General features: G+C 64.1%; 16 protein-coding genes. 7 read left to right on the forward strand and 9 right to left on the reverse strand.

Annotation, left to right across the window (positions count from 1 at the left end):
- Positions 1-40: 40 nt before the first annotated feature.
- The 5 genes from ACQP0C_RS32130 to ACQP0C_RS32150 form a co-directional block, all read right to left on the reverse strand.
- The gene (locus ACQP0C_RS32130) at positions 41-844 is read right to left on the reverse strand and encodes an alpha/beta hydrolase (RefSeq protein WP_433726074.1); all 804 of its coding nucleotides are present in this window, start codon (positions 842-844) and stop codon (positions 41-43) included.
- Positions 845-1,271: 427 nt separating this feature from the next.
- A complete protein-coding gene (locus ACQP0C_RS32135) occupies positions 1,272-1,490 on the reverse strand; it encodes a hypothetical protein (RefSeq protein ID WP_433726076.1) in 219 nt (72 codons plus the stop codon).
- Between the two features lie 210 nt (positions 1,491-1,700).
- Positions 1,701-2,162 carry a hypothetical protein gene (locus ACQP0C_RS32140; RefSeq protein ID WP_433726078.1) on the reverse strand — a complete coding sequence of 154 codons (462 nt, stop codon included), beginning with the start codon at positions 2,160-2,162 and terminating at the stop codon, positions 1,701-1,703.
- Positions 2,159-3,409, reverse strand: a complete 1,251-nt coding sequence (locus ACQP0C_RS32145; protein WP_433726080.1) for a hypothetical protein — start codon at positions 3,407-3,409, stop codon at positions 2,159-2,161. Before ACQP0C_RS32145 ends, ACQP0C_RS32140 begins: the two co-directional genes overlap by 4 nt.
- Positions 3,410-3,438: 29 nt before the next feature.
- Positions 3,439-4,143, reverse strand: a complete 705-nt coding sequence (locus ACQP0C_RS32150; protein ID WP_433726082.1) for a hypothetical protein — start codon at positions 4,141-4,143, stop codon at positions 3,439-3,441.
- Positions 4,144-4,396: 253 nt separating this feature from the next.
- Here ACQP0C_RS32150 and ACQP0C_RS32155 point away from each other — a divergent pair, with 253 nt between their 5' ends.
- Positions 4,397-5,008, forward strand: coding sequence for a DUF3558 domain-containing protein (locus tag ACQP0C_RS32155; RefSeq protein ID WP_433726084.1), 612 nt, complete (start codon positions 4,397-4,399; stop codon positions 5,006-5,008).
- 146 nt (positions 5,009-5,154) lie between these two features.
- Here ACQP0C_RS32155 and hemW read toward each other — a convergent pair whose 3' ends face one another.
- Both hemW and ACQP0C_RS32165 read right to left on the reverse strand, forming a co-directional pair.
- Complete coding sequence (gene hemW / locus ACQP0C_RS32160; RefSeq protein ID WP_433726085.1) at positions 5,155-6,357, reverse strand: radical SAM family heme chaperone HemW; 1,203 nt, start codon at positions 6,355-6,357, stop codon at positions 5,155-5,157.
- Positions 6,358-6,538: 181 nt separating this feature from the next.
- Positions 6,539-6,943 carry an SgcJ/EcaC family oxidoreductase gene (locus ACQP0C_RS32165; RefSeq protein ID WP_433726087.1) on the reverse strand — a complete coding sequence of 135 codons (405 nt, stop codon included), beginning with the start codon at positions 6,941-6,943 and terminating at the stop codon, positions 6,539-6,541.
- A gap of 212 nt (positions 6,944-7,155) precedes the next feature.
- Here ACQP0C_RS32165 and ACQP0C_RS32170 point away from each other — a divergent pair, with 212 nt between their 5' ends.
- The 6 genes from ACQP0C_RS32170 to ACQP0C_RS32195 all read left to right on the forward strand — a co-directional run bounded on the left by ACQP0C_RS32170 (position 7,156) and on the right by ACQP0C_RS32195 (position 13,490).
- Entirely contained in the window at positions 7,156-7,248 is a 93-nt protein-coding gene (locus ACQP0C_RS32170) for an Ms4527A family Cys-rich leader peptide (RefSeq protein WP_354952854.1), read from the forward strand.
- 135 nt (positions 7,249-7,383) lie between these two features.
- Positions 7,384-9,183 (forward strand): nitrite/sulfite reductase, encoded by a 1,800-nt coding sequence (locus tag ACQP0C_RS32175; protein ID WP_433726089.1) that lies wholly within the window; start codon positions 7,384-7,386, stop codon positions 9,181-9,183.
- 14 nt (positions 9,184-9,197) lie between these two features.
- Complete coding sequence (locus ACQP0C_RS32180) at positions 9,198-9,932, forward strand: phosphoadenylyl-sulfate reductase (protein ID WP_433726091.1); 735 nt, start codon at positions 9,198-9,200, stop codon at positions 9,930-9,932.
- Positions 9,929-10,858, forward strand: a complete 930-nt coding sequence (cysD, locus tag ACQP0C_RS32185; RefSeq protein ID WP_433726093.1) for a sulfate adenylyltransferase subunit CysD — start codon at positions 9,929-9,931, stop codon at positions 10,856-10,858. Before ACQP0C_RS32180 ends, cysD begins: the two co-directional genes overlap by 4 nt.
- Before the next feature lie 465 nt (positions 10,859-11,323).
- Complete coding sequence (locus tag ACQP0C_RS32190; protein ID WP_433726095.1) at positions 11,324-12,613, forward strand: sulfate adenylyltransferase subunit 1; 1,290 nt, start codon at positions 11,324-11,326, stop codon at positions 12,611-12,613.
- A 55-nt stretch (positions 12,614-12,668) separates the two neighbouring features.
- Positions 12,669-13,490 (forward strand): sirohydrochlorin chelatase, encoded by an 822-nt coding sequence (locus tag ACQP0C_RS32195; protein ID WP_433726097.1) that lies wholly within the window; start codon positions 12,669-12,671, stop codon positions 13,488-13,490.
- Positions 13,491-13,567: 77 nt separating this feature from the next.
- Here ACQP0C_RS32195 and ACQP0C_RS32200 read toward each other — a convergent pair whose 3' ends face one another.
- Positions 13,568-13,879 carry a hypothetical protein gene (locus ACQP0C_RS32200; RefSeq protein ID WP_433726099.1) on the reverse strand — a complete coding sequence of 104 codons (312 nt, stop codon included), beginning with the start codon at positions 13,877-13,879 and terminating at the stop codon, positions 13,568-13,570.
- Positions 13,880-13,904: 25 nt separating this feature from the next.
- The gene (locus ACQP0C_RS32205; protein WP_433726101.1) at positions 13,905-14,309 is read right to left on the reverse strand and encodes a hypothetical protein; all 405 of its coding nucleotides are present in this window, start codon (positions 14,307-14,309) and stop codon (positions 13,905-13,907) included.
- Positions 14,310-14,346 lie beyond the last annotated feature (37 nt).

Consider the following 14,346-nt stretch of genomic DNA (forward strand, 5'->3'; position numbering starts at 1 on the left):
AGTGGCTTGCACGGCCACTGCGCGCCAGCGGTCGGCTGTTTCACTGACCGGCGGCGGCCTCCACTACGGCGGCTACCTCGGCGGGATGGGAGACCAGGGAGACGTGGGAGGAGGCGATTTCGGAGGTGTGTGCGCCCATGCGATTCGCCATGAAGCGTTGAGAGGCAGGGGGAATCACATGGTCATTGGCCGAGACGAGGTACCAGCTCGGGACCGAGGACCATAGGGGTGCGCTGGAGGGTTCGACGTTGGCGGCGACGGCGAGCGAGCGCTGGTGGGCGAACATATCGGCCGCGACGTCGGCGCTCACGTCTTGGGCGAAGACAGCGTTGAAGTGGTCTTGTGCTATGTAGCTGTCGAGATTCCTGCCCGCCAAGCCACTTGGATCGTCTACGAGGCGGAACTGCAGCGCCGGAGGCAGCAGTTGGGAGCCGGGAAAGCGGATCGGGTCGAGTTCGAGCAGCCCGAATTCACCCTGCACCGGGGCGAAGGCCGCAATGTAGACCAGCGCTTGGACTTTCGGGTCGTGCACATTGCTGATGACGAAACCGCCATATGAATGACCAACCAGGACAATGGGTCCCGAGATCGTGTCCAGGGTTCGCTGCACGGCCGCGGCATCGTTGGCCGGACCGCGCAGCGGATTGTCGGGAACAACTACCTGATAACCGCGGTCGCGCAGCATCGCGGCGACGCTGTTCCAGCTCGTGGTATCCGCGAAGGCGCCATGCACCAGCACGATCGTCGGGAGAGGTGCGGCGGTCGCAGGGGCGGCCGTCAGGACGGGCGTGAAAGCGAGGATGAGCGCCGCGATACCAGCGCGCAGGCTGCGGGTGATCTTCATTCGGAGTCCTACCCTTTCGCTGATTAGTCGTTCTTCGCCCCCCTCGGGCTGTAGACGATCAACGATGACTGCTTTCGAAGCCTGAGAGCTCCGCGTCGGCGGAACGGTCCGACAAACAGTGCACGATCCTGGACTGACAATCTACCCACTCCGAGCAGATGTCTGCGCCGGTTCTCGCCATCGTGGTGCAGCGGACAGCCGAGAGCCAAAGAGATCTCGTCCCGTCGGATACCGGCTCGAGCAGTGGATGATCAGCCAGCGGTTGGACCGGATGCGCTCCGTACCGGTCCCGACAGCAGACATCGGTCCATCGCGATGATCGCGCGCCGCTGGCGCGTGCACGACCCATCGCCTAGCGCCCGCTGATCTCGCGGCATATTGGCATGTCGCCGCGCGAATGACGGCAGGCGGCCGCGGTCGCTGGAGGTTAGAGCGGGGCCTGCGCGCTCTTGGCCATCTTGCCCGCCATCGCGTCCAGACCGAGCATGGCCAGTAGGGCCACACAGTCTGCCGCATTCTCGGCATGGCTGGCCACGGTGCGCGCGGCAATCGCACTCTGACGTGCGTTTTCCGCCTTTTCAGCGGCGCGGGACTCGGCGAATTCACCTTGTTCGGAGATCAGCGTGATGTGTCGTGCCGGTGGCATAAGACTCCTTGGGTTGCTGCGCAGCCTACGCGCCTTTACCGATCTGTGATAGTGCAATCGACATCATTCGGCGGGCCTACCGCAGACATTCGGAGAACTCACAAGACCGGATGCCACCCCCTCGGCCCGGTACCCGACCGAGGGCATACGGCACTGCCTCGTCGACGCAGGCTCATCCGGCGCATATCTCGACTTGCGTCGCAGACTGCATCAGACCAACCAGGACCTGCTCGCCGGGTATTCGTCGAAATCGTCGGGCCAGTCCGAAGGCCCGACAGTGTTGTTGTCCCGTCGCCGCGGACGAGGCTCCACCGCCGGTGGCGGCGGCTGCGGATCCCACTGCCAAGTGAACCGCGGCGAGATCTTCAACTCTGCGACCTCTGGAGGCAGGGGACGGGCAAGCTGCTCGATCTCACGCCACTGGCACTCGCCGTGATGGACGCGAGCCGCAAACGCCTGGAGTTCCGGCGAGGCGGTGGGTACGGCTGCGAGATCTGACATGAATTCCTCGTCAACCGTGGTGGGTTCGCCGAACAGCGCCGAAATATCGAGGTTCTCGAATTGGATACGCGCGGTGTCCAGGTCAGCGACGGCGGCCATGAGGTTGCGGACAGCAGCGTCCACCTCGGGGTCGAGGTTCGGCTCGCGGTTGGATCCCCACATCGGATTCATGCGTTCTCCCACGGCTGGTTGCCCGAGCCGATTTCGTAGTCTTGCTGTGGCCGGTCCAAGGTGTGATCGAGCTGAGCGATCTCCGACACGTCCTTGGCGATCGCCGCCTTCTTGGTCGCATCATCGATCGCGGACGTGATCGGCTCGAGGGTCTGGTCGAGCTTCTGTTTGACCTTGTCGCGGGCGGTTCCGAGCGGATCGGAGACGATCTCGAGAAGCGATTTGACGCGGTCTCTCAGTATTTCGACCTTCTTTACGAGATCTATTGCAGTGGTGATGATCTCGATCAACTTGCGACCGATATCGGCGATCTCCGCGGCGGTGCCGGCTCCCGGGATCTTGTGGGCGATCGTCTTGATCGCGCCCTTGACGCTCCTGAAATCGACGCGTTCCTCGAGCATCTCCCACACCTTTGTGAGGATGGTCTTGACGGCCTCCCTGATCTTGTCCGCGACCACACCGAGAGCGTCACTGACGACGCGACCCACGGGTCCCTCCCACTTCATTGCCGCGATCTGCAGTTGTGCCCACTCGCTGAATGATGTGGCGGCCTTGCCGTTCCAATGCTGATCGACGCGGCTGACGCCTGCTTCAAGGTTCTTCCCGCATGCCTCCATACCGTTGCCGGCGGCCTTGTAAGCCTCGCCGATGCGCCGCACCTCGTTCCAGTTACCCGGGATCGGCTTCAGCGCCTCGCCGAGTGGATCGACCTCATGACCCGCCATGCGAGTGATGCTCTTGATGGCCTCGTTGACATTGCCGAGCACCGGCGCAACCTCGGTGATGAGTGCCGCCGTGTCCTCCTTGTTCGCTTGCGGCACATCGAGTTTGAACTCTTCCGGCTTCGAATAGACGGCGGCCGACTCGTAGTCGACCGCATGCCCGTCAGCTTCCCTGTCCGCATACACGGGCACCGGTACATCTCGGTGGCCGAGGTTGACCTTGTGCTGGTTGAGGGCCTCATAGGTGTGTTGATCCTGGTTGTGATACAGCCAGGCCGCCTTGTTGAGTTCGCTGCCGGTTTCTATCGTCTTGATGCCGATATCTCCCATTCGCCGCTGGGTCGCTTCGGCGGCGATGCGAACCGGTGCGAGTAGTTGGTCGATGATCGGACCGCTGAGCCAGTCCGCTGCCGGTCCATGCCGGCTAATGAATTTTCCAGCTTCCGTAGCATCATTGCCGATTTCGGAGACAATTTTAGCCAGGCCTCCTATTTCAGACGGCTTCGCCAGAAATTCTTCACCCATGAAATATCCACGTCCACTCGGTTGTTCAGCTATGTTCTCTGAAATGATTTGATGATGCTGTCGATGTCGCTACTGGGCAGCGCCTTCACGGACCCGGTGACATGCTCGACCATAAAGACCGCTACCTCGGAAGTGAAATAGGCCGCGGTCGCTACTATGTCGAATTCCAGTTCGGAGGGGTCGCACGAATACTCTTGGTGTACTCCCGTGACCATTGCGGTGTACCGGACCGCTGGACGTCCCGATATTTCGAACTGCGACGGACCACGAATTTCCACATTCGGTCGGTGCCCAGTGCTGTCATCGGTGAATATTCGCTCCGCCTTACCGACCTCCTCGCGGGCGGCTGCGTCGATATCGATACCATTGCGGCCTCTTACGCCGACTGCAGCAAGGGTTGAACTCTTGTTCTGGGGACAGTAGCGATAGCCGTAATCACTCACGGCACCGTATCCGGCAATGACGGATCCGTCCTTGTCCGACCAGCCGATTACCGTGTCGTTACTGGGCCGCCACCCATTACTCGATGGCACGGTATAGGTCAGCCCAAATCTCGTGGGTACCGGCTGCGGCTGCCCCTTTGGCACTTCGACCAGAGGTGGCGGAAACTCCTGGGACGGAAATCCGGATGGCGGCGACGGATCGAGTCGCCCCGCTGGGGGCAGAACCCATGATGACGTCGCCTTGGCCGGTGATTCCACGTCATCCGCGTACGGGTTGCCGATCCACGTCATCACCAGCAGGATCGCAGCGGCTACGCAGAGTAACAGCGCAATCTTCCCCAGTTGAATGATTATCCCGTGGCGGTGCAGCAGCTTGACGAATCGCAGACTTCAACCTCCCCCTGTGAACAGGGCGACACTACGACGATCGGCCCGACATGTCAAAAGGTACCGCTATGAAACTCGCCCGCGCAGGTGGCATACTCCTCGCTGCCCGAGCGCTTCTTGGCATACCGAATCGCAAAGCAGCAGGAGTTTCTCAGTGATGAACAGATCCCTCACCGCCGGATGCATGCTGGTCACAATCGGACTGTTAACCGCATGCGCGAACGACGACGCGGATGATCGCGGCACAAGCCGATCCTCGCCTTCACCGTCCTCGCTGACCACCAAGGCAGGAGAGATTCCTCCGGCGCCGAAACAGCCCGAAGGCATCAAGAATCCGGTCCGCTTCGATCCTTGCTTCGAAATTGATGATGCCATGGTGACCAGCGCTGGATTCGATCCGAAAACCCGCACGCGAAGCGATCTCGTAACCGGAGATGTGGTAGTTATCGGCTGTTCTTTCGAACGTCCAAAAAATGCCGGTGGTGAAGTTACCGGCGATGTCATAGTCAGGTCGAAGAACACTCCCATCGCCGAGGCAGCCACTTCCAGCCACCACACGGTAATAAACAGAGATCCCGTCGATGGCCGCCCGGCTGTGCTCTTCACTGATGATGCATTCCCCAATTTTTGTAATGCGGCAATATCCTCGACCGATGGAGTCTTGGAGATCGTCCTCAGTGCCATCCCCGGATCGACTCCGGCCCCCTCGTCGTGCGATCAGGTTCGCGGCGTGGCCGAAAAGTTCGCCACCGTTCTCGGCGACAAATAGACAACGCCCTGTTGCACCCTGAGAATGACTGCGGGCGATTCGGATCGGGCGAGGCAGACCTACAGGGCAGCATCGGCCGAATCGTCATCAAGGCCGGTGCAGTCTGGGTGATCATCCTGTCCGCAGCGATAGATGCGGATGTCCGCTCAGGTCAGTAGGTCTCGGACGACGCCGTCGGCGAGCAGACGGCCGCGGTCGGTGAGGATCAACCGCTCGCCCGAGCGAATTGCCAAACCGTCGGCGATGATTCGGTTCGCTGCGGCGGATTCCGCCGGGGCCAGCTCGTTCAGTGGTAGGCCGGTGCGCAGGCGGACGGTGAGCATGACGCGTTCGGTGTGCTGTTCGTCGGCGGTGAGGGTTTCCCAGCCGGCCGCGGGCAGTCCGCCGCGAGCGACCGTATCGGCATAGCGCGCCGGGTGTTTGACATTCCACCAGCGCACACCACCGACATGACTGTGTGCGCCGGGGCCGGCGCCGAGCCAGTCACCGCCGTCCCAGTAGCCGAGGTTGTGGCGGCAGCGGGCGGCATCGCTTGCGGCCCAATTGGATACCTCGTACCAGGTCAGGCCCGCCGCGCGGAGCCGGGAGTCGATGCGCTCGTACCGGGCGGCGAGCACATCGTCATCGGGGGCGGGCAGTTCACCGCGGCGGACGCGGCGCGCCATGGCGGTGCCGTCCTCGACGATGAGCGAGTACGCCGAGACGTGGTCCACGCCAGCGCTCAGCACCGCGTCCAAACTCGCGTCGAGATCGCTGTCGCGCTCGCCAGGGGTGCCGTAGATCAGGTCCAGGTTCACATGGTCGAATCCGGCGGCGCGCGCCTCTTTCGCCGCGGCCACGGCACGGCCCGGCGTGTGGGTCCGATCCAGCACCTTCAGCACGTGTTGGGCCGCGGATTGCATGCCGAGCGAGACCCGGGTGAATCCGGCCGCGCGGATGCGTTCGAAGAACTGCGGTGCGGTCGACTCCGGATTGGATTCGGTGGTCACCTCGGCATCTGCGGCGAGGGTGAAGTTCGTGCGCACCGCGTCCAGCACGGCCGACAGACCGTCACCGCCGAGCAGCGACGGCGTGCCACCACCGACGAATATCGTCGCCACCTCGGGCGTCGCGGTCGGCAGCTGCGCGAACTCGTCGGCCGCCGTCGCCAACTCACCGCGCAGCGCCTCGAGCCAGGACTGCGGCGATGCCGACGTGCCCAACTCGCCCGCGGTGTAGGTGTTGAAATCGCAATATCCGCAGCGTGTCGCACAGAACGGCACGTGGATGTAGATACCGAAGGGTCCGCCGCCGAAGTCGCGCAGCACCAGGGCGGGCGTCTCGGCTTCGATCGGGGCGGCGGAACTCACCCCACCAGTTTGATCCCTCCCCCGCCTGAAGCTGACGGCGGGGGATTCCTGGCTCAACTGCCGGAACGCTCAGCGAGCGCGCTGGTCCTACGTTCTCGACACCAGCAGGGTTGAAACCAGCCCTGTTCAGTAATCGGTATTGCTTCGGTGACTGCGACTCCCCGGGCTGTTGCGAGCGGGTTCAATCAGCGACCACGGTGTTCTGGTTGGCCGTCAGCAGCCAGCGCCCGTCCTCCTTCGACATGACGTACATCGGCGACCCCTGCCCGGACAGTTGACCGTCACCGTCGAAATACCGCTGGACCACCTTGACCGCGGCGACATCCGGGCGGATGAACAGCACATGTTCGACCTCGTAGGTCGCGGTGCCGCCGCGCATCGCACCCGGCAGCACCTGCGCGGTGAATTCGGCGATGGCCGCGCGGCCGAACAGCCGCTTACCGCCCCCGGTGGTCCAGATCGCGTCTTCGCGGAACAGGCCGACGAATTCGTCGACGAGTTCGTTCTGCTGTGCGTGCTGGACGGTGGCGACGACCTCGCGGATCGCGTCGAGGTCGGTATCGGTGGCGGCGGCTGTAGTACTCATGACACAGAGCGTGCAACCTCGAGGTAGCTCGAGGTCAAGCTGCCGTGAGACGGGTCACCGACGGTGATCATGACGAATCATGCGACGCATTCAGCCCACTAACTATGACCGCCATCACAATCGACACCCACGGTCCAGGGAATTTCCCTAGATTTCGCGGGAAATACGGCCTCGCGGTCGGAACGGCCATCCTGACATGGCACAATAGGCGCATGCGCGGATCTGGAGTACGACTTGTGGCACGTCGCCACGTCGACTACAAGCGCGTGTGCAGCGCCTGCTGTCTGCCCGGTTCCTCCCGGTAGCTCAGCGGCGCCCATTCCCGGATTTCCCGGTCATCTCCCGATTTCGACGGACATCGGCCCGCTGACACCGCAGGCGTGAGTCAGACCCTCACGCCCTCAGCACGGATGTACCCCCACCCAGCAGGAGCGACCCCCATGACGTCGAGCACCGACGCCGGTCACACGGATCAGCCCGGTTCCGGGCCGCACGCGCGCCCGCAGCGTCCGGCCTCCGAGCGGCGCGTCCGCCCGGACCGTCCCCGCAGCGAGGCGCCGACCGGCCCGCGTGTCCGCACCGGTAAGCCGGTGCGCCGCAAGGCCGAGGGCCAGTGGGCGCTCGGCTACCGCGAGCCGCTGAACCCGAACGAGCAGTCCAAGAAGGACGACAACCCGCTCAATGTCCGGGCCCGGATCGAGAACATCTATTCCAAACAGGGTTTCGACAGCATCGACAAGGGCGATCTGCGCGGCCGGTTCCGCTGGTGGGGTCTCTACACCCAGCGCGAACAGGGCTACGACGGCACCTGGACCGGCGACGAGAACATCGACATTCTCGAGGCCAGGTACTTCATGATGCGCATCCGCTGCGATGGGGGCGCGTTGAATGTCGCGCAGCTGAGGACCTTGGGCCAGATCTCCACCGAGTTCGCTCGCGATACCGCCGACCTGTCGGACCGCGAGAACGTCCAGTACCACTGGATCGAGGTCGAGAACGTCCCCGAGATCTGGAAGCGGATCGAAGGCGTCGGGCTCGAGACCACCGAAGCGTGCGGCGACTGCCCGCGCGTGGTGCTCGGTTCGCCGCTGGCCGGTGAATCGCTGAACGAGATCATCGATCCGACGCCCGCGATCGATGAGATCGTGCGCCGCTACATCGGCAAGAAGGAGTACTCCAACCTGCCGCGCAAGTTCAAGACCGCGATCTCGGGCCAGCAGGATGTGGTGCACGAGATCAATGACGTCGCGTTCGTCGGGGTGAATCACCCGGAGCACGGCCCCGGTCTGGACCTGTGGGTCGGCGGCGGTCTGTCGACGAATCCGATGCTGGCCCAGCGCGTCGGCGTGTGGGTGCCGCTGGCGGAGGTGCCCGATGTGTGGGAGGCCGTCGTCTCGGTGTTCCGCGATTACGGCTACCGTCGCCTGCGCACCAAGGCACGGCTGAAGTTCCTGATCAAGGACTGGGGCATCGAGAAGTTCCGTCAGGTGCTCGAGGACGAGTATCTCGGGCGCAAGCTGATCGACGGTCCCGCGCCGGAGCAGCCGAAGAAGCCGATCGATCACGTCGGCGTGCAGAAGCTGCGCAACGGGCTCAACGCGGTCGGCTTCTCCCCCATCGCGGGCCGCGTGTCGGGCACCGTGCTGACCAAGGTCGCCGAGGCGGTGGAGAAGTACGGCTCGGATCGGATCAGGTTCACCCCTTACCAGAAGCTGATCGTGCTCGATATCGCCGACGATAAGGTCGACGCGCTGATCGACGAGCTGGAACCCCTTGGCCTGCAGGCACGTCCGTCGCTGTGGCGCCGGAACCTGATGGCCTGCTCCGGCATCGAATTCTGCAAACTGTCCTTCGCCGAGACCCGCAAACGGTCCCAGGCGCTGGTGCCGGAGTTGGAGGAACGGCTCGCGGATCTCAATGCGCAGCTCGATGTTCCGGTGACCATCAATATCAATGGCTGCCCGAACTCCTGCGCGCGCTCGCAGATCGCCGATATCGGCTTCAAGGGTCAGCTGATCGACGATGGCTCCGGGAATCATGTCGAGGGTTTCCAGGTTCACCTCGGTGGCAGCCTCGGCTTCGACAGCGCCTTCGGTCGAAAGTTGCGTCAGCACAAGGTGACCACCAACGAACTCGGCGACTACATCGAGCGGGTGGTGCGCAACTTCATCAAGCACCGCGAGGACGGCGAACGGTTCGCTCAGTGGGCTGTTCGCGCCGACGAGGCCGACCTCAGGTGAACGGGAGATCAAGCGTGACAACAGATCAAGTAACGGCGGACCTGCCCGCGAAGCTGTCCGAAGAAGAATTGCGGGCGATCGCCGAAAAAGGCGCGGCCGAACTCGGACCCGACGCTTCGGCGGCGCAGCTGCTGCGATGGACCGAGGACACCTTCGGCACCGGCTACATCGTCGCCTCGAATATGCAGGACGGTGTGCTGGTTCACCTTGCCGCCCAAGTGCGTTCGGGTGTGGACGTGCTGTTCCTGGACACCGGCTACCACTTCGCCGAGACCATCGGCACCCGCGATGCGGTGGAGGCCGTGTACGGGGTGAACGTGATCAACGTGCGGCCGGAAAATACTGTGGCCGAACAGGATCAGCTGCTCGGCAAGGATTTGTTCGCGCGTGATGCCGCTGAATGCTGCCGGTTGCGCAAGGTTGTGCCGCTGAAGCGCTCGCTCGTCGGTTACAACGCCTGGGTCACCGGCATCCGCCGCGTGGAGGCCCCGACCCGGGCCAACGCCCCGCTCATCTCGTTCGACGAGGCGTTCGGACTGGTGAAGATCAACCCGATCGCCGCCTGGTCCGACGACGAGATGCAGGCCTATATCGAACAGCACGGCATCCTCGTCAATCCCCTGGTGGAGGAGGGATATCCGTCCATCGGCTGCGCTCCGTGCACACGGAAGCCGGAGCCGGGATCCGATCCGCGAAGCGGCCGCTGGGCCGGCCTCGCCAAGACCGAATGCGGGTTGCATCAGTCATGACCGAAACCATCAGCACACGTTCCCTCGGCATCACCGATTTCGACACCCTCGCGGCGCTCGAATCGGAGTCGATCCACATCTTCCGCGAGGTGGCGGGCGAATTCGAGCGGCCGGTGATCCTGTTCTCCGGCGGCAAGGATTCCACGGTGCTGCTGCATCTGGCGCTCAAGGCCTTCTGGCCCGCGCCGCTGCCGTTCGCGCTGCTGCACGTCGACACCGGGCACAATCTGCCCGAGGTGCTGGAGTTCCGCGACAAGGTGGTCGAGAAGTACGGCCTGCGACTGCATGTCGCGAAGGTCGAGGACTACCTCGCCGACGGTCGCCTGACCGAGCGCCCGGACGGTATCCGCAATCCGCTGCAGACCGTTCCGCTGCTGGACGGCATCGCCGAACACCGCTTCGACGCGGTCTTCGGCGGCGGCCGCCGCGATGAGGAGCGTTCGCGCGCCAAGGAACGAATCTTCTCGCTGCGCAACGCCTTCGGGCAGTGGGATCCGAAGCGGCAGCGGCCCGAGCTGTGGAACCTGTACAACGGCAAGCACGCTCCGGGCGAGCATGTGCGGGTATTCCCGCTGAGCAACTGGACCGAACTCGATATCTGGCGCTACATCGCCCGCGAGGATGTCGATCTGGCGAGCATCTACTACTCGCACGAGCGTCCGGTGTACCAGCGTGACGGCATGTGGATGACGCCCGGCGTCTGGGGCGGTCCGCGCGACGGTGAGGTGTTGCAGACCCGTTCGGTGCGCTACCGCACCGTCGGCGACGGATCCTCCACCGGCGCAATTCTTTCCGATGCGGCCGATAACGAGGCGATTCTCGCCGAAGTGGCCGCGTCCCGTTTGACCGAACGCGGCGCGACCCGTGGCGACGACCGAGTGTCCGAGGCCGCAATGGAAGACCGCAAACGAGAAGGCTACTTCTGATGCGTTCCGAGCCACTCACCGCACCGAACGCGGCGCACAGTGTCGAATCCGGGGTGAGCGACGACCGAGTGTCCGAGGCCGCAATGGAAGACCGCAAACGAGAAGGCTACTTCTGATGCGTTCCGAGCCACTCACCGGACCGAACGCGGCGCACAGTGTCGAATCCGGGGTGAGCGACGACCGAGTGTCCGAGGCCGCAATGGAAGACCGCAAACGAGAAGGCTACTTCTGATGCGTTCCGAGCCACTCACCGGACCGAACGCGGCGCACAGTGTCGAATCCGGGGTGAGCGACGACCGAGTGTCCGAGGCCGCAATGGAAGACCGCAAACGAGAAGGCTACTTCTGATGCGTTCCGAGCCACTCACCGGACCGAACGCAGCGCACAGTGTCGAATCCGGGGTGAGCGACGACCGAGTGTCCGAGGCCGCAATGGAAGACCGCAAACGAGAGGGTTATTTCTGATATGTCCGACCTATTGAGGCTGGCCACCGCCGGTTCTGTCGACGACGGTAAGTCCACCCTGGTCGGACGGCTGCTCTACGACACGAAATCCGTACTGGCCGACCAGATCGACGCCGTCACCCGCGCCTCGGTCGACAAGGGCCTTGCCACACCGGATCTTTCGCTGCTCGTCGACGGGCTGCGCGCGGAACGCGAACAGGGCATCACCATCGATGTCGCCTACCGCTACTTCGCAACGCCCAAGCGGTCCTTCGTGCTCGCGGACACCCCCGGGCATGTGCAGTACACCCGCAATACCGTCTCCGGCGCGTCCACGGCGCAGCTGGTGATCCTGCTCGTCGACGCGCGCAAGGGCGTCATCGAGCAGACCCGTCGGCATGCCGCGGTGCTCGCACTGCTCGGCGTGCCCAAGCTCGTGCTCGCGGTCAACAAGATCGACCTGGTGGACGATCCGGCGACCGTCTTCGCGCAGATCTCGGCCGAATTCAACACGCTCACCAGCACTCTCGGCTGGTCGAGCGAGGATGTGCTGGAGATTCCGGTCTCCGCGCTGCACGGCGACAATATCGCGTCGCGTTCGGAGAACACCCCGTACTACGACGGGCCGTCGCTGATCGAGCACCTGGAATCGGTGCCCGTCGATGCCGACAGCTCGGGCGCGCACGCGATCGGCCTGCGCTTTCCGGTGCAGTACGTGATCCGGCCGCGCACCGCCGAATATCCGGACTACCGCGGCTATGCGGGCCAGATCGCGGCGGGCTCGGTTTCGCCCGGCGATGAGATCGTGGTGCTGCCCTCCGGAATTCGCTCCACCGTCGAGCGCGTCGATACACCCGACGGTGAGCTCGCCGTCGCGCAGGTGGGCCGCAGCGTGACGCTGATCCTGGCCGACGATGTGGACATCTCGCGCGGTGACATCATCGCCTCGCCCACCGACGCCCCGGAGCCGATCGACTCGTTCGACGCGACCGTCTGCTGGCTCGGCGATAAGCCGCTGCGTCCCGGCGCGCGTCTGCTGCTCAAGCACGGCACGCGCACCACGCAGGCCATTGTCGGCGCGCTCGTCGAGCGGTTCGACGAGCAGAACCTGACCGCGGCAGCGAATCCGGAGTCGTTGGAGCTCAACGATATCGGCCGGATCTCGGTGCGCGTCGCCGAACCCATCGCGGCCGATGACTACCGCGTCAACCGGCACACCGGCAGCTTCCTGCTCATCGACCCGGCCGGTGGCAATACCCTGGCCGCCGGTCTGGTCGGCGATGTGCTGACCGCCGTCGAGGTCGGTGCCTGAGGTGAATTCGCCCGGCGAAATCGGTTCGATTGCTCGGTTGCCGAGCGCTCGATCGATGTGGGCGGAGCTCGAACTGCTCCAGTCCGGGTCGGACGGCGGCACCGAACGGCCCGTATTGATCGCCGTTGCGCACGGCAGTCGTGATCCGCGCTCGGCCGAGACGATGTCGGCCGTGGTCGCGGACATCGCAGCGGCCAGGCCCGATCTCGACGTCCGACCGGCCTTCCTGGACCTGAATGCGCCCTCAGTGGAACAGGTCGTGGATGCCGTTGCCGCACAGCGATATACACATGCGGTGGTGGCTCCGCTGCTGCTCGGCAATGCCTTCCACGCCCGGGTAGACCTGCCCGGAATACTCGCTGCCGCCCGTGCCCGCCACCCGCAGCTGCGCCTGACGCAAGCCGATGTGCTCGGACCGGATCCGCAGCTGATCGAGGCACTGCGGGATCGCGTGCTCGACGCGATAGTCGAGCGCGATGGCGACACCGATCGCATCCCCGGTGGGCAAGCGTTCGGTCGCAACGACCGGATCGGGATCGCCGTCGCAGCGGTGGGGTCGTCGTCCTCGGCGGCAAACGCGCGCACGGCCGAGGTTGCCCGCCGACTCGCCGCGTTGACCGGATGGCGCACCGAGATCTGCTTTGCAACCACCGAACCGACTGTCACACAGGCGATTTCTCGACTGCACGCGCGCGGGGCCGATCGCGTGCTCGTCGCACCCTGGTTCCTCGCACCCGGACTTCTCACCGATCGCCTCATCGCCGCAGCGGCCGAGCTCGTCCACGCGGACGTTATCGGGCCGCATCCGGCGCTCACCGACGTAGTGTGGGATCGCTACGATGCCGCGATCGCGAACGACCTGGCGCTGTCTGCCTGAGCAGGCGGCAGGGTGCTGGCCGACCGCGGGCGGCGTCGAACTGCTGACGCCGCCCGCGTTCCGGAGTGCGAGTCGGGTCACTCACCGATCACTTGGGTGATATCGCCGCAGCGGACCACCTCATCGCCCTTCGCACCGCCGTCGACGTAGAGCTCGATCTTGTCGTCGTTGCAGGGCGAGTTGCTTTGGCGGTAGATGGTGAGTTTGCGAGTTACTCCGCAGCGGTTGTGGTAGTAGACGGTGGTTGTGAAGGTTCCGGGCTCGTACGAGTAAGAGAAGCAACCGCTTTCGCCGCGTTCGGCGGAGGCGGTGGCGGCGGTCGCGACGGTGCCTCCGATCGAGGCGGCGGCAATGGCGATTCCCGCCAGGAGCCTATTCGTTTTGCGCATGATGACCTTTCCAGAAATCAGTGGCTCACTGGCAGTGCACGTTGAAGATCTGCCACTTGTCGTCGCCGATGATTCCGCCCCAGTCGATGCAGCGACCCTTCGCCGAAACATAAACCGGACCCGCGTATTCGGTGAACTGACCCTCGTCGATGGTCACGTCCTTCTTGCCTTCGGACAATTCCAATCCGGCCGCCATGCGCATCGCGGCACCGGGCTGGTCCCGCACGGTGACCACGCAGTTCTTCTCGCCGTTATAGGTGAGGAAGATCGTGCCGCCCCGCAGATCGTGGGTATCGATCACGTTGTATCCGGCACCGCATTGATTGCCATACGTCGCCGCCGCAGCGGTACCGGGAACGAAAAACGCCGCCCCGGTGGCAATTCCGGCCGCGGCCACACCGGACGCGACAATCTTCAGTGCGTTGCTCACGCAGAACTCCTCTATTGCTGTGATCGTGAGATCACGA

The organism is Nocardia sp. CA-129566, assembly GCF_050956075.1.
In the GTDB taxonomy this organism is placed as follows: Bacteria; Actinomycetota; Actinomycetes; order Mycobacteriales; family Mycobacteriaceae; genus Nocardia.